General features: G+C 73.9%; 15 protein-coding genes. 2 read left to right on the top strand and 13 right to left on the bottom strand.

Annotated features, from left to right (window positions below; translation table 11 throughout):
- Window positions 1–45: 45 nt before the first annotated feature.
- The 8 genes from HBO46_RS07585 to HBO46_RS07550 form a co-directional block, all read right to left on the bottom strand.
- A complete protein-coding gene (locus HBO46_RS07585; RefSeq protein WP_166139748.1) occupies window positions 46–444 on the bottom strand; it encodes a hypothetical protein in 399 nt (132 codons plus the stop codon).
- A gap of 1 nt (window position 445) precedes the next feature.
- A complete protein-coding gene (locus HBO46_RS07580) occupies window positions 446–1,153 on the bottom strand; it encodes an ABC transporter ATP-binding protein (RefSeq protein ID WP_166139747.1) in 708 nt (235 codons plus the stop codon).
- Window positions 1,150–1,881 carry an ABC transporter ATP-binding protein gene (locus tag HBO46_RS07575; RefSeq protein ID WP_166139746.1) on the bottom strand — a complete coding sequence of 244 codons (732 nt, stop codon included), beginning with the start codon at window positions 1,879–1,881 and terminating at the stop codon, window positions 1,150–1,152. The genes HBO46_RS07580 and HBO46_RS07575 overlap by 4 nt, the downstream gene beginning before the upstream one ends.
- A complete protein-coding gene (locus HBO46_RS07570) occupies window positions 1,868–4,093 on the bottom strand; it encodes a branched-chain amino acid ABC transporter permease (RefSeq protein WP_166139745.1) in 2,226 nt (741 codons plus the stop codon). Before HBO46_RS07570 ends, HBO46_RS07575 begins: the two co-directional genes overlap by 14 nt.
- Before the next feature lie 63 nt (window positions 4,094–4,156).
- Window positions 4,157–5,536, bottom strand: coding sequence for an ABC transporter substrate-binding protein (locus HBO46_RS07565; RefSeq protein ID WP_166139744.1), 1,380 nt, complete (start codon window positions 5,534–5,536; stop codon window positions 4,157–4,159).
- 428 nt (window positions 5,537–5,964) lie between these two features.
- Entirely contained in the window at window positions 5,965–9,312 is a 3,348-nt protein-coding gene (lysX, locus tag HBO46_RS07560) for a bifunctional lysylphosphatidylglycerol synthetase/lysine--tRNA ligase LysX (protein WP_166139743.1), read from the bottom strand.
- A gap of 34 nt (window positions 9,313–9,346) precedes the next feature.
- Window positions 9,347–10,012, bottom strand: coding sequence for a DUF998 domain-containing protein (locus HBO46_RS07555; RefSeq protein ID WP_166139742.1), 666 nt, complete (start codon window positions 10,010–10,012; stop codon window positions 9,347–9,349).
- The gene (locus HBO46_RS07550) at window positions 10,009–11,304 is read right to left on the bottom strand and encodes an LssY C-terminal domain-containing protein (protein WP_166139741.1); all 1,296 of its coding nucleotides are present in this window, start codon (window positions 11,302–11,304) and stop codon (window positions 10,009–10,011) included. Before HBO46_RS07550 ends, HBO46_RS07555 begins: the two co-directional genes overlap by 4 nt.
- 57 nt (window positions 11,305–11,361) lie before the next feature.
- On the opposite strand from HBO46_RS07550, the gene HBO46_RS07545 reads away from it, so the two are divergent.
- Window positions 11,362–12,294 carry a hypothetical protein gene (locus tag HBO46_RS07545; protein WP_191480217.1) on the top strand — a complete coding sequence of 311 codons (933 nt, stop codon included), beginning with the start codon at window positions 11,362–11,364 and terminating at the stop codon, window positions 12,292–12,294.
- On the opposite strand, the gene HBO46_RS07540 is transcribed toward HBO46_RS07545, so the two are convergent.
- The 5 genes from HBO46_RS07540 to HBO46_RS07520 all read right to left on the bottom strand — a co-directional run bounded on the left by HBO46_RS07540 (window position 12,254) and on the right by HBO46_RS07520 (window position 16,736).
- Window positions 12,254–12,820 carry an HhH-GPD-type base excision DNA repair protein gene (locus HBO46_RS07540; RefSeq protein ID WP_166139740.1) on the bottom strand — a complete coding sequence of 189 codons (567 nt, stop codon included), beginning with the start codon at window positions 12,818–12,820 and terminating at the stop codon, window positions 12,254–12,256. The two genes, HBO46_RS07545 and HBO46_RS07540, sit on opposite strands and share 41 nt — an antisense overlap.
- Window positions 12,821–12,888: 68 nt before the next feature.
- Window positions 12,889–14,550 carry a PhnE/PtxC family ABC transporter permease gene (locus tag HBO46_RS07535; RefSeq protein ID WP_166139739.1) on the bottom strand — a complete coding sequence of 554 codons (1,662 nt, stop codon included), beginning with the start codon at window positions 14,548–14,550 and terminating at the stop codon, window positions 12,889–12,891.
- Window positions 14,547–15,332, bottom strand: a complete 786-nt coding sequence (locus HBO46_RS07530; protein ID WP_166139738.1) for a phosphonate ABC transporter ATP-binding protein — start codon at window positions 15,330–15,332, stop codon at window positions 14,547–14,549. Before HBO46_RS07530 ends, HBO46_RS07535 begins: the two co-directional genes overlap by 4 nt.
- Entirely contained in the window at window positions 15,332–16,243 is a 912-nt protein-coding gene (locus HBO46_RS07525) for a putative selenate ABC transporter substrate-binding protein (RefSeq protein WP_166139737.1), read from the bottom strand. The genes HBO46_RS07530 and HBO46_RS07525 overlap by 1 nt, the downstream gene beginning before the upstream one ends.
- Before the next feature lie 88 nt (window positions 16,244–16,331).
- Complete coding sequence (locus HBO46_RS07520; protein ID WP_166139736.1) at window positions 16,332–16,736, bottom strand: universal stress protein; 405 nt, start codon at window positions 16,734–16,736, stop codon at window positions 16,332–16,334.
- Window positions 16,737–16,856: 120 nt separating this feature from the next.
- Here HBO46_RS07520 and HBO46_RS07515 point away from each other — a divergent pair, with 120 nt between their 5' ends.
- The gene (locus tag HBO46_RS07515; protein WP_224769433.1) at window positions 16,857–17,318 is read left to right on the top strand and encodes a hypothetical protein; all 462 of its coding nucleotides are present in this window, start codon (window positions 16,857–16,859) and stop codon (window positions 17,316–17,318) included.
- Window positions 17,319–17,340 lie beyond the last annotated feature (22 nt).

Here is a 17,340-nt window from a genome sequence, read left to right as displayed (position 1 = left end):
GTCCGCGGCCTTTGTTCACGTCGGTCATCGCGCAGGCGTGCAGGGTCAGGGGCGCTCGCGAGCGGCGGCGTCGAGCGGCGCCACCGCACGCTCCTCGCGGGCCCGGTTCTCCAGCAGCTGGCGCAGCAGCCACAGCCGGAGCACCCGCCCCAGCGCGCCGGTCACGAACAGCGCCGCGCCGACCAGGACCAGCCCGAGCAGCGCCAGCACCAGCACCTGGGTGGAGGCGATGTCGCGGGCGTCGTCCTGGGACAGCGTCACGTTGTACTGCACGAACGCCCCGATGACGCCGCCGGCCATCAGCAGCGCGCCGGCGACCACCAGCGGCCGGTCCGAGGAGGCCGCGCCCTTCGTCCGGTGGCCGGCGACGGCCTTCTCGAGCTCGTCGCGGACCGCGGGCTCCTGCTCGGCGGGCGCGGAGGTGGTGGGGGTCTCGGTGGGCATGTCAGCCTCCCAGGTAGGTGGTGGAGAGTGCTTCTTCGAGGTCGGCGGGCGCCCCGGTGCGCACCACCCGACCGTTGACCATGAGCACGGCCGTGTCCGCCAGCGGCAGCACGATGCGTGCGAACTGCTCGGCGAGCAGCACGGTGATGCCCTCGGCCGCGAGGGCGGCGACGACGGTGTACATCTGCGAGACGATCATCGGCGCGAGCCCCATCGACAGCTCGTCGAGCAGCAGCACCGACGGGCGGGTGCCCAGCGCCCGGCACAGCGCCAGCATCTGCTGCTCCCCGCCCGACATGGAGCCCGCGAGCTGGCCGCGCCGGTCCCCCAGCTTCGGGAACCGGGCATAGGCGGCGGCCTCCATCTCGGCCAGCGTCGCGCGGTTCCCCGCGGCGACCATCAGGTTCTCCCGGACGGTGAGGTTGGCGAACACCCCGCGTCCCTCGGGGATCGTGCACACGCCGAGTGCCGCCGCGTCGACCGGCGAGATCCCGGTGAGGTCGCGTCCGGCGATGCGCAGCCGGCCAGCGCTCAGCGGCACCTGGCCGTTGAGGGTCTTCATCGTCGTGGACTTGCCGGCCCCGTTGGGTCCCAGCAGCGCCACCACCGACCCGGCGGGCACGGTCAGGTCGACGCCGTGCAGCACCTCGATGTCGCCGTACGCCGCGTGCGCGCCGAGCAGCTCCAGCGCGGGAGGGCGCTCGCTCATGCGGTCGCCTCCTGTCCGATGTAGGCCTCGATGACCGCCGGCGACGCCTGCACCTGGGCGGGGCTCCCGCTCGCGATGAGGCGGCCGTGGTCGAGGACGTGGATGGTCGTGCAGGTCTGCATCACCAGGGGGAGGTCGTGCTCGACCAGGCACACCGCGGTGCCCTCCGCCGCGATCGCGCGCAGCAGGTCGGCGAACGCCTCGCTCTCGGTCTCGGTCTGGCCCGAGGCGGGCTCGTCCAGGAGCAGCAGCACGGGGTCGGTCATCAGCGCCCGGGCGACCTCGACGACCCTGGCCCGCCCGGTGGGCAGGGCGGAGACGTCGAGGTGGGCGACGTCCAGCAGCCCGGTGCGGGCGAGCACCCGCTCGGTCTCACGCACCACGTCGACGCGGCGCCGGGTGTTGGCGCGCACGATGTCCCCCGCGACCCGGATGTTGTCGCGGACGCTGAGGGAGAGGAACAGCTCCAGGCGCTGGAAGGTGCGCGCCATGCCGGTGCGTCCGCGCCGGCCGGGGCTCCATCGGGTGACGTCCCGGTCCTGGAACCGCACGCTGCCGGTGGCGACCGGCTGCATGCCGGTGATCACGTTGAACAGCGTGGTCTTGCCCGCGCCGTTCGGACCGATCAGGCCGGTCACCTCGCCGGCCTCGACGGTGACGCTCACGTCGTCGAGGGCCACGTTGCCGCCGAAGCGCACCGTGACTCCTCGGGTCTCAAGCAGGGACATGGGTCAGCTCCGTCTCGATGCCGAGCTCGCGGTCGATGCGCTGGCGCAGGGCAGGGGTGGGGGGCGTGCTGATGCCCTCGAGCTCGAGGGGCACGGGCCTGGCCCGCGCCGCCGCCGGGTCGGGGAACCACGCCGCGGCGAGGGCCGGCAGCACCGACCACAGCGCCACGCTGAGGAACAGCATCAGCGCCGCCCCGATCAGCCCGCCGTACGCCGCCAGCAGGAGCGCCACCTGCACCGCAGCCCCGCTCCAGCGCACGACCGGCGTCCGGGCCAGGCCGCGCTGGCGGGCGAACACGTCGTGCAGGAAGCCGCTGGGACCGTTGGCGACGCCGATGCCCACCAGCGCGGTGGCGACCAGGAGCAGGTGGTGGACGATGTCGAAGGTGCCGCCGTACTCGGGATGGGTGAGCGCGATGTCGCCGAGGAGCAGGTGGACCGAGGCGAGGCCGGCGCCGGCGATCAGCCCGGCCACGAGCGCGCCCGACACGTAGCCGATGCCGCAGACCACCGTCATCATCACCAGCGACAGGCTGACGGTGAACCCGAAGGTCTCCGCCGACACCGACACGACCGCCATGGACATGAAGATGCCGCCGAGGCCCGCGATCGCGGTGGAGAGCGCGAACACGCCCAGCTTCAGGACGAGCAGCCGCTGACCGAGCATCGCGGCGGCGGCGGGGCTGTCCTTCATCGCCGCCAGCCGGCGGCCGTAGCTGCTGTTGCGCAGTGCCACGACCCCGAGGCCCAGCACCACGAACAGCGCGCTGAGAACCCACAGGAAGGTGGAGCTGTCCGCCAGGTCGACGGGGCCCACCTGCAGCGGCGGCATCAGGATGTTGCCGTTCGGGAAGACGGTGAAGGTGTGGCCGAACACCGTGCGCGGCGTCGTGTCCCGCAGAAGCATCGCGGACACGACGCCGCCGAAGGCCAGGGTGGCCAGCGCGAGGTAGAGCCCGCGCAGCCGCAGGGCGGGCAGCGCCACCAGGGCGCCGGCGAGCCCCGCGGCGACGACCCCGGCGACCACGCCGGTCAGGGAGAGCCGGGCGTCGGGGCCGGAGCCGTCGCTGCCGACGTGGTAGGCCACCAGTGTGGCGACCGCGGCGAAGGCGAGCGGGGCGAGGTTCAGCTCGCCGGCATACCCGGTCAGCAGCACGATCGACAGCGCGACGATGGCGAAGGAGAGCCCGACCAGCAGCGTGCCGGTCCGGGCCTCGGAGACCAGCCCGCCGAACGCGACCAGGCCCACCAGGCCCACCAGCGCCCAGATGGCGGCGCGCCGCACCGGCGGGGTCTCGTAGCGCTCACGGGAGCGGGTGGCGGTCCCCCGCAGCCGTTCCTGCGGCAGCAGCAGGAGCACCGCGAACAGCACCACCATGGGCAGCGCCCGCTGGAAGTTGCCCACCCAGGTCCAGTCCGCGGGGGCGTAGCCCACCAGCCAGGTCGAGGCGAGGCCCAGCACGATCGCGCCGGCAAAGGTCAGCGGGATGCTGCGCAGGCGCCCGAACAGCGCGGCGGCGAAGGCGTCCACGACCAGCAGGGTCAGGGCGTTCGCCTCCAGGGTCCCGCCCATCACCGGGGTCACCAGCACCCCGGCGAGGACGGCCAGCGTGGAGCCGATCATCCACGCCGCGGCCGAGATGCGGTCCGGGTCGTGCCCGGACAGCTTCAGCAGCTCGGGGTCGTCGACGGTGGCCCGCATCAGCACCCCGACCCGGGTCTTGGTGAACAGCCACCACAGCCCGACCGCGATCGCGGCGGCGATGAGCACGCACAGCACCTGGTGGTAGCGCAGCGTCACCCCGAGCAGCTCGACGGTGCTGTCCGAGCCGAAGAGCATCGGCGGGATCCGGCCCTCCTGGGGGTTCCAGATCCACTGCGACAGCGAGACCAGGCCCAGCAGCACCGCCACCGTCACCACGACCCGGGTGACGATCTCGGTGTCGCGCAGGCGCTGCATGATCAGGGTGTGCAGGAGCCACCCCATGGCCGGCCCGAGGACTCCGAGGACCAGCACCAGGGACAGCCACGTGGGCAGCCCCCAGACCGCCTTGACCTGGTAGAAGGTGAACGCGCCGATCATCGCCTGGGCACCGTGGGCGAAGTTGAAGATGCCCGACGTGGTGTAGGTCAGCACCAGTCCCGACGCCGCGATGGCGAAGATGGCGCCCACCACCAGCCCGAGGGCGGTGTAGGTGAGGAACGTGTCCATGCGGACCCTTCCGTGGTCAGCCGGCCGACCCGGGAGGCCGCTGCCTCCCGGGTCGGCCAGGGGTCACTGCTGCAGGAACGACTCGAACGTGCGGTCCTTGGTGACCTTGATCCCGGAGATCGCGGGGTCCATGTCGATCACGTTGGCCGGGTCGCAGGCGAACTCGCCGCGGGTCTCGGGGTAGACCTGCTCCCAGGTGCCGCCGGTGAGCTGCACGAGCATCGTGCACTCGGTCGGCTCGTTGGTGCCCGGGTTCGTCGGCGCCTGGAGGCCACCGGCGGTCCAGTCCTCGACCGCTGCGATCTTTTCCATGACGCAGTCCCGGGTCAGCTCGTCGCCGCACTCCTTCGCCGCGCCCGCCCACAGGAGGAACGCCGAGGTCGCGTTGATGCCGAGCATGCCGGTCTTGCCGCCGTTGCCCTCGACGAGCTCCTGGTACTGCGCGACCGCCTCGTTGACGTCGGCGTTCTCCAGCGGCTGGACGGTCTGCGCCGTCAGCATCCCGTCGGCGGCCTTGGTCTGCGCGTTCCAGGCCGCGCCCGCCTCGCCGTACCACTGCGCCTCGGCGAACTGGGCCAGCTCGACGCCGGCCTGCTGGTTGGCCTCGAGCAGACCGAAGATCTGCGGCGAGGGGGTGTAGGAGTTGAAGAAGGACTTCACGCCGCAGCCCTTGAGCTTCTGGGCGAGCGGGGCGTAGCTGGAGTCGCCCGCCATGTGCAGCGTGATGCCGCAGTCCTTCGGGGTGACGCCCAGCTGGGCGAGCGCGGCGCCGACCTTGTAGTTCGAGACCTGGGTCGCCGGCGCGTCGGTGTTGATGATCGCGATCGACTCCTTGAACTCGGGCACGAGCTCCATGGCCGCCTTGAGGCCACCGGCGTTGTAGCGGTCGGCCGGGTAGGGCATCGGCTCGACCTTGAGCTCGCCCATGGCCGCGTTGCCGCCGACGGTGTACGCCGGGACGTGCGGCAGCTCGCAGGCCACCCGCACCGGGTCGCCGGCGAAGTCGTTCGCGAAGCCGTCGCCGACCAGCATGAACTCCTTGCCGCACGCCTCCTTCATGACCGGCACCATGTTGCTGACGGCCGCGTCGTAGCGGGTGCCGACCAGCTCGCGGCCATTGATCCCGCCCTGGTCGTTGCACCACTTGACCATCGCGTCCACCGCGTCGCCGACCTCCTGGGCCAGCCCCGGCGCGGACACGAAGCCGCGGTCGTCGCCGTAGCCGATCGCGATCGAGGCGTCCGTGACGCCCTGGTCGGTCGCGCCGGACGCGTCGCCCTCGCCGCACGGGGACTCGAGGTCGCCGAAGGTCGACGCCGCGGCGGGAGCAGTGCTGTCGTCTCCGCCCGGGTCCTCCTCGCTGCGCGAGGAGCCGCAACCGGCGACGACGGCGGCCAGGCTGATGGCGATGACGCCCGCCTTGAAGCCCTTGTTGAGTCTCATCTCTGCTCCTTGTCCCCGAGAGGTCAGTGCCTCTGAATGGCAGGCGCATCGTGACTGTGAGCCCCACCACACAAGGACGGGCTCCCGGTGGCCGGGAACCGAGCAGGCAGCGGCGACGTCGGCTACCCGGGGAACCGCTCAGATGCCGCTCGCCAGCCACAGCGGGCTGTCCCGGCACGACTCCGGCACCTCGATGCCGGCGCCGCTGCCGTCGTCGAGCACGCCGCCGCCCACGCGGACGGCGTCACCGATCCCGATCTCGCCCTCGCCCGGGACGTCGATGGTGGGCCCCGCGGCGCGAGCAGCGGACGTGACCGGCGGGTGCGGATGGGTGCCAGGGTCGGAGTCTGAGCCCCACCGGACGGCTGGGGATCACGATCCGGCAACGAGGGCGTCTCGGCTCGCGCTCACACGCGCAGGACCTGCCCTCACGGGTGCGGCTTCACCAGCGGGAACAGGATGGTGTCGCGGATGCTGAGGCCGGTGAGGTTCATGACCAGCCGGTCGATGCCCAGGCCCATCCCGCCGGTCGGCGGCATGCCGTACTCGAGGGCCTGGAGGAAGTCCTCGTCGACCTGCATCGCCTCCGGGTCGCCGGCCGCCGCGAGCAGCGACTGCGCGACCAGCCGCTCGCGCTGGTCGACGGGATCGATCAGCTCGGAGTACGCCGTGCCCTGCTCGGCACCGAAGATCACCAGGTCCCACTTCTCGGTAAGCCGCGGGTCGTGGCGGTGCGGGCGGGTCAGCGGGGCGTTCTCCTTGGGGAAGTCGGTGTAGAACACCGGTGTCGTGGTCTGGCCCTCGCACAGCTCGCCGTACAGCTCCTCGAGGACGAAGCCCCACGACCTGTCGGTGTCGAGCTCGAGCCCGATCCGGTCGGCGTGGCGGCGCAGCGTGGGCAGCGGGGTGTCGGCGGTGACCTCCTCCCCCAGCGCCTCCGAGACCGCCTGGCAGATCGTCTTGACCGGCCACTGCCCGGACAGGTCGTGCTCGACGATCCGGCCCTCGGCGTCGGCTCGGCGCGCCACCGGCGAGCCGTAGACCGCGGTCGCCGCCTCCTGGATCAGCTCCTGGGTGAGCACCCGCATGGTGTCGTAGTCGCCGTAGGTCTCATAGACCTCCAGCGAGGTGAACTCCGGGTTGTGCTTGAAGTCCGCGCCCTCGTTGCGGAACTGCCGCCCCACCTCGAAGACCTTCTCCATCCCGCCCACGAGCAGCCGCTTGAGGTGCAGCTCGGTGGCGATGCGCAGGTAGAGGTCCAGGTCGTAGGCATTGATGTGGGTCTCGAAGGGCCGGGCGTTGGCGCCGCCGTGGACGGTCTGCAGGATCGGGGTCTCCACCTCGGTGAACCCCCGGGCCTGCAGGGAGTCGCGGATGCTGCGCACGACCGCGGCGCGCTGGTAGGCGACCGTGCGCGCCTCGGGCCGCACGATCAGGTCGACGTAGCGCATGCGCACCCGGGCGTCGGGGTCGGTGAGCCCCTCGTGCTTGTCCGGCAGCGGCCGCAGCGCCTTGCTGGTCAGCTGCACCGCCGTCGCGCGCACCGACAGCTCGCCGCGGTGGGTCGTGACGACCTCCCCGGTGACGCTCACCTGGTCGCCGAGGTCGATCTCGTGCTCCCAGAACGACAGCGCCTCGGCCGGGAGGTGCTGGGCGTCGACCATCACCTGCAGGTCGCCGCTGCCGTCGCGCAGGGTGGCGAAGCCGAGGTGCCCCATGTCGCGCTTGAGCAGCACCCGGCCGGCGACCGACACCACGACCCCGCTCTCCAGGTCCGCGACCGGCTCCGCGCCGACCATGGCGCGGACCTGCGCGAGGGTGTGGGTGCGCGGGGCCGTGACCGGGTAGGGGTCGATCCCCTGGGCGCGCAGCCGGTCGAGCTTGGCGCGGCGTACCCGCATCTGCTCCGGCAGGTGGTCCGGCGAGACCGCCTCGGCGACCACGTCGGGGGCCGGGGGGATGAGCGCCCGGACGGCGGCGGCGTGGTCGGGGCTGCCGGTCTCCAGGCCGCCGACGCCGGCGCCGTCCTGGGCGCTGCCGCGGCGCCGCAGCCGGGTGATGGACGGCGCGGTGAGGAACCCCTCGGCGCTGCCGGCCGCCGTGCCGACCCGCGGCAGGTCGGAGGTGAACTCATAGCCCAGGTAGCGCGGCTGCCACTCCGGGAGGTACTTGGCGTTGGAGCGGTAGAGCGACTCCAGCTGCCAGGTCCGGCTGGCCAGCAGCAGGCCCTGGCGCCACAGCCGCGCGACCGGCGCGGCGCCGAGCTCAGCGCCGCGCTCGAAGGCCTCGCGGAACATCGCGAAGTTCAGCGAGACCGGGCCGATTCCGAACGTCGCCGCCTCGTCGGCGAGGCTCGCGACCATGAGCTCGACGAGCCCGTTGTCGGCCGTGGGGTCGCGGCGCATCAGGTCCAGGGAGAGCCCGGCGCGCCCCCACGGCACGAAGCTGAGGAAGCCGTGCAGCCGCCCGTCGGGGGCGTGCGCCTCGACCAGCACACAGTCGCCGTCGAGGGGGTCGGCCAGCCGGCCGAGCGCCATCGAGAAGCCGCGCTCGTCGCCGCCGTCCCCGCGCCACGACGCCGCCGCGTCGCCGAGCGCAACGAAGTCGGCGTCGGTGAGGCTCGCGTGGCGCCGCACCCGGGTGGTGTAGCCGCGCCGCCGCAGCCGGGTGACCGGCTGGCGCACCCCCTTCATGCCGGGCGCGTTCAGGGAGAACGTGCTCATGTCGACGATCGCCTCGTCGCCGATGTCGAGCAGGCTCAACCCGGCGTCGGCGTACACGAGCGCACCCTCGTGACCGGCGCCCATCACCGCCAGGGACCAGCCGTTCGCGCGGGCCTCCTCGCGCCAGCGCGCGATCGCCTGCGGCCAGTACGCCGGGTCGCCTACGGGGTTGCCGCTGGCGAGGCTGACCGAGCCGACCGCGCGGTAGGACACGCCCGCGCGCCCCGTCTGCGCCGACCCGGTGTCCCAGACCACCGACTTGTCGCGCCTGGTCGCGAAGTAGCCCAACGAGTCGTGCTCGCCGAAGTCGCGCAGCAGCCCGCGCACGCGTGCCTCGTCGGCGACCTCGAGCGTGCGGGTGTCTCGGGGCGGGCGGAACAGGAAGTGGGCGGCGCCGAGGACCACCACGGCACCGACCAGCGCGATGAGCAGCCGCACCCACCACGGCGACGCGGCGTCGGAGCCGAACCCGATCCGCCCGAGGTCCAGCAGCATCCGGTCCAGGACGTAGGCCACCGACTCGGCGTACGACGGGGAGCTGCCGACGGCGCTCACCAGCGCCGCGCCACCGAGCACCATCACCAGGCCGCCCCCGAGGAACACCGCGGACGCGGCCGCCAGACTGCCCGGGACCCGTCGGGCGACGAACTGGTGCCGCACCCGCACCGCGATCACCAGCACGGCTGCGACCAGCACCAGCCCGATCGCGGCCAGCGTCACGTCCTCACCGTCCACCAGCGCGTCGACCCGGCCGATCTCGGGCAGGCCGAGCCACCAGACCACCGTGACCCACCAGGCCGCCCGCAGCCGGCGCCGCAGCGCGACGGCGGTGACGAACAGCAGGGCCGCGTAGACCAGGCTCGGGACGACCGGGATGGTGAGCAGCGAGACCACGTCGTCGGGGCGCGCGAAGTAGCCGCGCCAGGGCGGGACCAGCGCCGCCGCCACGGTCAGCGCGGCGAAGAGGAACATCAACCCGGCGAACCGGTCCGGCCAGCGATCGTCGGCCGGGAGGTGGAGGTGCAGGCGGCGTTCGACAGCGCGCTCGGTCATCCGAACCTCCCCGCTCAGAGTGGTGGCGATCACGTTACGGGAGCGCAGCATCCCGGGCTCGCGCAGCGAGCAGGCCGAGGCAGCCCAGCCAGGCGCTGATCACGACCACGTTGACCCGTTGGCTGATGCCGCCCACCCACCGCAGCCGGGCCGAGGGCCGCGCATAGCCGAACACCAGGCTGCTGGTGCCCCCGAGGCCCAAGACCACGCCCGCGGCCCGGTGCGCCCACCGCGGTCCCGCGCTCCGGGTGCTCACCCAGGCGGCCGCGACCCCGACGTAGAGCCCCGCGTCGGAGACGAAGCTGGCCCGGTCGTGCACCTCGCTGCGCGGACGCCGGTCGACCTTGTCGTGGACCACCCGCGGCCCGAACGGCGTGGGCACGAGCGCCGCCACCGTGGCGCCGATCGCGAAGACCGCGGTCGCGCCGACGACGACCTCGCGGGCCGGCCCGGCGGGCAGGGCGGCGCGCACCCCCGGCAGCAGCGGCACCACCAGCGCCGCGGCCCCCACCTCGGACGCGCGGTAGACCCAGGCGTGCGGCTCGCCCGGGGCGGCCAGCTCGCTGACCATGTGCCCCAGGCTCACCGTGCCGCGGCGTACCCAGTCGAGCGCGAAGTTGGCGTAGAGCACACCGGCGCCGGCACCCAGAGCGGCCGGGACGATCGCGCGGAGCCGTCCGCGCCGCGGCCCGCCGCTCATCGTGACGTCTCCGCTCGGGCCCGGGAGGGCGCACCGTCTCGCGTCCCGGGCGACCGGGCGCCCCGGCCGGTCGCGTAGTCGCGCGCCTCCTGACTGGAGAGCGCCAGCAGCACCAGGATGCTGCCGCCGGTGGCCAGCAGCTGTCCGATCCCGACCGGGCGCTCGTGGCCGAGGACCGAGACGACCATCGCGGTCACCGCGGTCACCGAGCAGCCCGCGACCAGCATCAGCCGCGCCCAGTTGCGTCCCGACAGCACCAGGAGCGCCAGGGCGATCTCCCCGGCGGCGATCACCGCGAACGCCACCGTCAACGCCCTCGCCGAGTCCGGGCCGGGTCTCGCCAGCGCCCCCACGCCGTACGTCGCGGCGCGGGCGAGCGCCACGCCGCTGCCGAGCAGCACCAGCTCGGGGATGCGTGCGCGGCGCGGCGCCGGCTCCCCCGTGTCGCCCGCGGCCCGGGTGGCCCCGCCGGCCGAGGCGGACACGCAGCGCAGGTCCAGGATCGGCAGGTCGCCGTCGGTGCGGATCCGGTCGCCGCCGCCGTTGCGGTGGTGGTAGCCGGAGGAGAAGTTCTCGATCACGCTCAGCTCGGCGGCCGGTGCCGCCGCGCCCACCGTGGAGACCACGAAGTCGCGCTCGACGTCGGTGTCCTCATCGATGCGGTGGGTGAACTGCAGGGTGAACCAGGACAGGCCGACACCGCGGTCGAAGGTGGCCGCGGCCAGCCAGTCGGCGCGGGCGCCGCCCGGGAGCAGCCAGCCGTCCGGGCAGCGCCAGAACCGGATGTGGTGGCGCTGCGTCGGGCTGCCTGCGACCTCCTGCTCGTAGGCGAAGTCCTGGGCGCGGTCGAAGAGGCGCAGCGGGCTCACCGGCGCGCCGGCGTAGCTGCGCCCGCGCAGCACCCCGCGCACGATCCCGAGCGCGCTGCGCAGGTCGAGCTCGTCGGCGCGCGTCCACCCGGCCCCGGCCATCGCGGCGTGGACCTGCTCCTCCTCGCCGAGGAAGCCGAGGTTGACCGGGTCACCGAGTAGGCCGTCGCTCGTGCGGGTGCGGCCGACGAAGTAGCCGGGCAGATAGATGGCGGTGAGGATCCGGTGCAGGCGCGGCAGCACGAGGTAGCTGAAGAACAGCCAGAACACGAGCAGCAGCAGCGTCGGCCACCCGGGCCGCACCCCGTCGCGCAGCAGCACGTAGGCGAACCAGACGCCGATCACCGCCGACAGCGCGAAGAACCAGCCGTCGAGCACCTCGCTCCACGACCTGCTGCGGTCCTGCGGGCGGTCGCGCCCCATGGGGCCAGTGTGCACGACCACGGATGCGGCGACGGCGCGCTCGGCTAGCGTGACCGGATGCTGCTCGGGTTGCTCGCCGCCGCCGGGACCGCGCTCTGCTACGGCGTGAGCTCGATCCTCGAGGCCGTCGCGACCCGGCGCACCGCCGCCGTCGAGGGCCTGGACCCCCGGCTGGTCGCCCGGCTGCTGCGCTCGTGGCTCTACGTCCTGGGCCTCACCCTCGACGGGCTCGGGTTCCTCCTCAGCCTGGTCGCGGTCCGCAGCCTGCCGCTGTTCGTGGTGCAGTCCGTGGTCGCGAGCTTCCTGGCGATCACCGCGATCCTGGGCGCAGTGTTCCTCCGGATGCCGCTGAGCCGCCGCGACCGCATCGGCGTGGCCGTCGTGGTCGCCGGGCTGGTGCTGGTGGGCGCGTCGGCCACCGAGGACCGCAGCGTGTCGGTCAGCGACGCCGAGCAGTGGGGGGTGCTCGTGGCCGCGCTGGCGCTCGCGGTCCTCGCCGTACCGCTCGCGCGGCTGGCGGGTGCCGCCGGCGCGACCGCGCTGGGTGCCGTCGCGGGGCTCTCCTACGGAGCGACCGCGGTGGCCTCACGGATGCTGCCCGGCGACCTCTCCCCCAGCCACATCGGCGACGAGCTCGACACCCTGGTGGCCAGCCCCGCGACGTACGCCCTCCTGGTCGCGGGGGCGGTCGCGATCCTGACCTACTCGATCGCGCTGCAGCGCGGGAGCGTCACCCAGGCCACGGCCCCGCTGGTCGTCGGGGAGACCGTGGCGCCGGCACTGGTGGGCCTGCTGCTGCTCGGCGACCAGACCCGTCCCGGCTGGGGTGCCGCGGCCGCGGTCGGGTTCGTGCTCGCGGTGGCCGGCGCCGTCAGCATGGCGCGCCACGGCGAGGTGCAGCCGACCCCGGGGTCTGGTGAGGGGCCCGGCGAGGGCTCCGAGGAGGGGGTCAGGCCTTCGCCTTCGCGGCCGCCTTCTTCTCCTTCTTGAAGTCGCGGACCTTCTGCAGCGACGTCGCGTCGACCACGTCGGCGACCGAGCGGTAGCCCTCCAGCGCGTAGTCGCCCACCGCCGCCTCCCAGCCCTCGGGCCGCACGCCGACCTGCTTGGCCAGCAGCGCGACGAAGATCTGCGCCTTCTGCTTGCCGAACCCGGGCAGCTCCATCACCCGCTTGAGCAGGTCGCGACCGCTCGTCGCCTCGGTCCACAGCCGCTCGGTCTGCCCGTCGTACTTCTCCTCGATCATGGCCGCGAGCGCCTGCAGGCGCGCCGACATCGAGCCCGGGAAGCGGTGGATCGCCGGCGGGGTCGCGCACAGCTCGGCGAACCGCTCGGGGTCCGCGGCCGCGATCTCGGCGGGCTCCAGGCTGCCGAACCGCTCGAGCACCTTCGCCGGGCCGCGGAACGCGTGCTCCATCGGGAACTGCTGGTCGAGCATCATCCCGGCCAGCAGCGCGAAGGGGTGCTCCTCGAGGACCCGGTCGGCGGCAGGCTCGTTGGCGATCTGGAAACCCATGGCTCCATCTTGCCCGAGCCCGCGGCCCCTGCCGATCCGGCCCCGGTGGCGCGCCCGGCGCGGAGGGGTCAGCGGGTGGTGGTGCGGATGGCGAGGCTGAGCAGGTCCACCACCAGGCACACGGCGATCAGGGCGAGCACCGTGGTGGTCATCGCCGGGTAGTCGAATCCGGCCCGCTGCTGCTGGAGCAGGGCGCCCAGCCCACCGGCGCCGACGACCCCGACGACGACCGTCTCGCGCGCGGTGACCTCCCAGCGGTACAGCGCATAGGCGAGCAGCTGGCCCGCGGCGGCGGGGACGGCGGCGTAGGCGAAGGACGCCAGCGGGGACGCGCCGAGCTCGCTCAACGCCTCGCGGGGTCGCTGGTCCAGGTCCTCGACCACCTCGGCGAAGAGCCGGCCGAGGATGCCGAAGGTGTAGACGCCCAGCGCGATCGCGCCCGGCAGCGGGCCGGGGAAGACCACGAAGAGCACCACCAGCGCCCACACCGGCGGCGGTACGGCGCGGGTGAGCAGCAGCAGCTGGCGGGCCAGCCAGCCGAGCACCCGCCGCGGCCACGACCTGCCGCCGCGCGCGGCGAGGGTGGCGACCAACAACCCGGCGACGGTGGCCAGGCTGATCGCGACCACCGACATCTGCAGGGTCTCCACCGCGGCGGCCCCCAGCTGCGACCACCCACCGGCGGGCAGGCTCGGCGGCACCAGGTCGTCGACCAGCCGGGCGAGCAGCTCCGCCGTCCGCCCGGAGAACCACCGCTCCAGGTCCGGCGCCAGGTGCCACACCGACCCCGCGACGAGCACCGCGAGGAACGCACCGGAGATCGACCAGCGGCGCCGCGAGCTCCCCCGGCGCAGGTGCGCGCCCCACCGGTCGATGAGCGCCCCGAGGATCACGAGCGCATAGATCGAGGTCCACATCTCGGCGTACTGCAGGCCCTGGAAGGCCAGGGTCAGCTGCAGGCCCAGTCCGCCGGCACCGATCATGCCGAGGATCACCGCGGAGCGGATCGAGCACTCGAAGCGGTAGAAGGCGTACGACGTGGCGCCGGGCAGCAGCGACGGGAGCAGCCCGTAGGCCAGGGCCGTGGCCCGGCCGGCGCCCGCCTCGCGCAGCAGCTCGTACGGCGCGCGGTCGGTCTCGTCCAGCAGCTCGGAGTAGACCTTGGCGGTGATCGCCCCGAACGGGATCGCGATGGCCAGCACGCCGACCAGCGGGTCGCGGCCGAGCACGCTGATCAGCAGCAGCCCCCACACGGCCTCGTGCACGCCGCGGGGCAGCGCGACCGCGGCCCGGGAGAGCAGCAGCCCGGCACCCCGCACCACCCGGGCGGCCCCGGGGGCGGACGCCGGTGCCCACCAGGTCTGGCTCAGCACCGGCGCGAGGACGACACCGACCAGGATCGACAGCAACGTCCCGAGCACCCCGAAGGCCACGGTGGTCGCGGCCGCCTCGAGGGTCGCCCGGAGGAAGGCCGCGGACAGCTCCGGGCGCAGCGCCGCGCCCCAGAACTCCCCGACGGCCGACAGCCCGCCGGCGTTGAGCACCCCGTGGTCCTCGCCGAGGAAGCTCACCAGCGACCAGCCGAGGACCACCAGCCACGCGAGCAGCCAGACGCGGCCCGGGACCCGGACCCGCCGGCGAGGAGCGCGCGGCGCGGCCACGCCGGCAGCGGTCGGCGCGACAGCCGGGGCGGCGGCCTCCAGCGAGACGATCCGGGACAGGTCGGTCATTCGCGTGCGAGGGAGTACAGCGCGTCCCGCAGCTCGTGGACCTCGCTGGCCGGGCGGTCGAAGACGACCCGGCCCGCGCGCAGGCCCACGACCCGGTCGCAGCGCCGCGCGGCCAGCTCGAAGTCGTGCAGGCTCACGAGCAGCGCCCGCTGCGGACCGGCCACCGTCTCGCACAGCAGCCGCATCACCTCGTCCGCGCGCGCCGGGTCGAGGCTGGAGACCGGCTCGTCGGCGAGCACCAGGTCGGGGTCCTGCACCAGCACCCGGGCCAGCGCGACGCGCTGCTGCTCACCGCCCGACAGCTCGTCGGTGCGGGCCAGCAGCTTGTCGGCGATCCCGGTGCGGGCGAGCGCGGCGCGCGCGCTCGCCACCTCCCGCGGTCGCACCAGGGAGGAGAGCGCCCGCCAGGTGCTCCACCGACCCAGTCGCCCGGCGTTGACGTTGTGCACCACCCGGAGCCGGCCGACGAGGTGCAGGCGCTGGTGGATGGTGCCGACCCGGCGTCGTACGGCGGCCAGGTCGGCGGCTCCGAGCCGCGCGAGCGGCCGGCCGAGCACCTCGACCTCGCCCGCGTCCGGTCGCACCGCCCCGGTGCACAGCCGCAGCAGGGTGGACTTGCCGGCGCCGCTCGGGCCGACCAGCGCCACCCGCTCCCCCGCGCGCACCACCAGGTCGACGTCCTGCAGAGCCGGGCGGCCGGCGTACGACACGCGTACGCCGCGCAGCGCGACGACTGTCTCGCCCGGCTCGCGGGGTTGGTCGGGCGCGTCGGAGGCGGGCATCAGGACACGAGTCCGAGCTGGCGGCCGATCTCCTCGATCCGGTCGTAGCTCTCGGCATCGGTCGGGACGAGCTCGCCCGCGCCGTACCTCTCGAGGACCTCCTCCTCCTGCGGCGTGGAGCCGTCGAGGTCGAGGAGCGCCGTGCCGAGCTCGTCGGTGAAGCCCGCGCCGAACCGCTCGTCGATCCCGGGACCGCCCAGCCAGTGGTAGTCGCTGTAGACGGGAGTGGTGAACACCTCGACCACCTTGTCGCGGTCGACGGTGCCGGCCTCGTTGCGTGCCTCCCAGACCTGGACGTTGAGCACGCCGCCCTCGTAGGAGCCCGCCTCGACCAGGTCGATCGTGGCGTCGTGGGAGCCGGAGTAGCCGGGTCGCCCGGTGAAGTCGCTCGTGCTGTCCACGCCGGCCTCGGCGAGGAAGAACTCCGGCATCAGACGACCCGAGGTGGAGGACTCGCTGCCGAAGGTGAAGCGGGTGCCCTCGAACGCGGTCAGCCCGGCGACGTCGTCGACCGGCTCGATCCCGGCGTCGGCGTGGGCGATGAAGACCGAGCGGAACTCCGCGTCGATGTCGCGCTGGGCCAGGAGCGTGGCACCGGGGGTCTGCAGCCGCGCCTGGACCCCGGTCAGGCCGCCGTAGAAGACCAGGTCCAGGTCGCCGGCACGGAAGAGGCTGACCGACGCGGCGTAGTCGGTGACCGGGACGTACTCCACCTCGACGTCCAGCGTCGAGGCGAGGTACTCCGCCAGGGACTCCTCGCGCGCGGTGAGCTCGGCGGGGTCCTGGTCCGGGATCGCGCTGATCCGCAGGGTCGGACGGTCGTCGCCGTCCGCTGCCCCACCGCCGCACCCGGCGAGGAGCAGCAGGGCCGGCACCAGAGCGGCGGCGAGGTTGCGCATGGGCAGGCACATGGGTCTCTCCCGGGACGACGGCGGGACCGACACAGTACCCACACCGCAGCCCCTTCGGACCGCCTCCGCCACGCGGTCACCGCGTGGGTCAGGACTCGGCCTTGACGGCCATCACGGGGCAGTGCGCGTCGAGCAGCACGCGCTGGGCGTTGCTGCCGAGGATCAGCTTGCCGACCGGGGAGCGTCGGCGCAGGCCGATCACGATCAGCTCGGCCGCGCTCGCCTCGGCGATGCTGATCAGGTCCTCGGCGGGTTCGAAGCCACGCACCAGCTGACGGATGTCGTGCTCGATCCCCGCGGCGTCGAGGCGCGCCTTGATGCCCGCCATCTCCTCCTCGGCACGCCGAGCAGCAGTCGAGTCGAACTCGCTGCCTCCTCGGTGGGAGTTCACGACGACGAGCTTGCTCCCCCGCAGCCCGGCCTCCTCGATCGCCTTCGCGAGCGCTGCCTCGCCCTCGGGCTTCGGCACGTACCCGACCACGATGGTTCCCATCGCCCCTCCTGAGGTCCCTGCGACCCCTCGGCCGCGGGGTCACGCTATCGAAGAACCCGACGCGGGGAGCGCCTGTGGATTTCCCCGGCGAGCCGCGGGGGTGTGCGGCAGGCTCCCGGCATGCCGCCGGAGCCGTCCACGCCCCGCCCCGACGCGGGCCTGCTGGATCCGCTGCCGACCCGGCTGCGCCGAGCGCTGCGGCGTGCGGTGCTCGATCACGCGAGCGCCGAGCGCCGACAGGTCTACCCCGCGCTGCTCCACCTCGGACACCCCGGCGCGCGGGAGGGCGTCGTCCCGGTCGCCGGCATCGGCGACCACTCGCTGCGCACCGACGTCGTGGCCGCGATGCTCGCGCGTCACCACCGCGGCACCGGGCCGCCGCCCGTCGCCGCGCCCCTGGTGTGGCTCACCCGGCCCGGCGACCTCGACCTCCAGGACCTCGACGCCGCCTGGCTGGCCGCCGCCTGGGCCGCGCACGCCGAGCGCGGCGCGCCGCTGACGATGGTCGTCGTCAACCGGCACGGGTGGCGCGACCCGCGCAGCGGCACCGCCCAGCACTGGGTGCGGCTGCGCCGCCGCTGAGGCCGCGCCGCCGCGGAGCCGC

Origin of the sequence: Nocardioides ochotonae (genome assembly GCF_011420305.2) — a bacterium.
Lineage (GTDB): Bacteria > Actinomycetota > Actinomycetes > Propionibacteriales > Nocardioidaceae > Nocardioides > Nocardioides ochotonae.
Note: the sequence above shows the minus strand (reverse complement) of the source record. Positions and strands in the feature narration are given on the sequence as shown.

Bases quoted from the DNA above. Each gene is read 5' to 3' on its own strand.
- HBO46_RS07535 (WP_166139739.1), bottom strand. From the start codon at position 14,550: ATGACCGACCTGTCCCGGATCGTCTCGCTGGAGGCCGCCGCCCCGGCT.
- HBO46_RS07550 (WP_166139741.1), bottom strand. From the start codon at position 11,304: ATGGGGCGCGACCGCCCGCAGGACCGCAGCAGGTCGTGGAGCGAGGTG.
- HBO46_RS07525 (WP_166139737.1), bottom strand. From the start codon at position 16,243: ATGTGCCTGCCCATGCGCAACCTCGCCGCCGCTCTGGTGCCGGCCCTG.
- lysX (WP_166139743.1), bottom strand. From the start codon at position 9,312: ATGACCGAGCGCGCTGTCGAACGCCGCCTGCACCTCCACCTCCCGGCC.
- HBO46_RS07520 (WP_166139736.1), bottom strand. From the start codon at position 16,736: ATGGGAACCATCGTGGTCGGGTACGTGCCGAAGCCCGAGGGCGAGGCA.
- HBO46_RS07575 (WP_166139746.1), bottom strand. From the start codon at position 1,881: ATGTCCCTGCTTGAGACCCGAGGAGTCACGGTGCGCTTCGGCGGCAAC.
- HBO46_RS07570 (WP_166139745.1), bottom strand. From the start codon at position 4,093: ATGGACACGTTCCTCACCTACACCGCCCTCGGGCTGGTGGTGGGCGCC.
- HBO46_RS07545 (WP_191480217.1), top strand. From the start codon at position 11,362: ATGCTGCTCGGGTTGCTCGCCGCCGCCGGGACCGCGCTCTGCTACGGC.
- HBO46_RS07540 (WP_166139740.1), bottom strand. From the start codon at position 12,820: ATGGGTTTCCAGATCGCCAACGAGCCTGCCGCCGACCGGGTCCTCGAG.
- HBO46_RS07565 (WP_166139744.1), bottom strand. From the start codon at position 5,536: ATGAGACTCAACAAGGGCTTCAAGGCGGGCGTCATCGCCATCAGCCTG.
- HBO46_RS07530 (WP_166139738.1), bottom strand. From the start codon at position 15,332: ATGCCCGCCTCCGACGCGCCCGACCAACCCCGCGAGCCGGGCGAGACA.
- HBO46_RS07585 (WP_166139748.1), bottom strand. From the start codon at position 444: ATGCCCACCGAGACCCCCACCACCTCCGCGCCCGCCGAGCAGGAGCCC.
- HBO46_RS07580 (WP_166139747.1), bottom strand. From the start codon at position 1,153: ATGAGCGAGCGCCCTCCCGCGCTGGAGCTGCTCGGCGCGCACGCGGCG.
- HBO46_RS07515 (WP_224769433.1), top strand. From the start codon at position 16,857: ATGCCGCCGGAGCCGTCCACGCCCCGCCCCGACGCGGGCCTGCTGGAT.
- HBO46_RS07555 (WP_166139742.1), bottom strand. From the start codon at position 10,012: ATGAGCGGCGGGCCGCGGCGCGGACGGCTCCGCGCGATCGTCCCGGCC.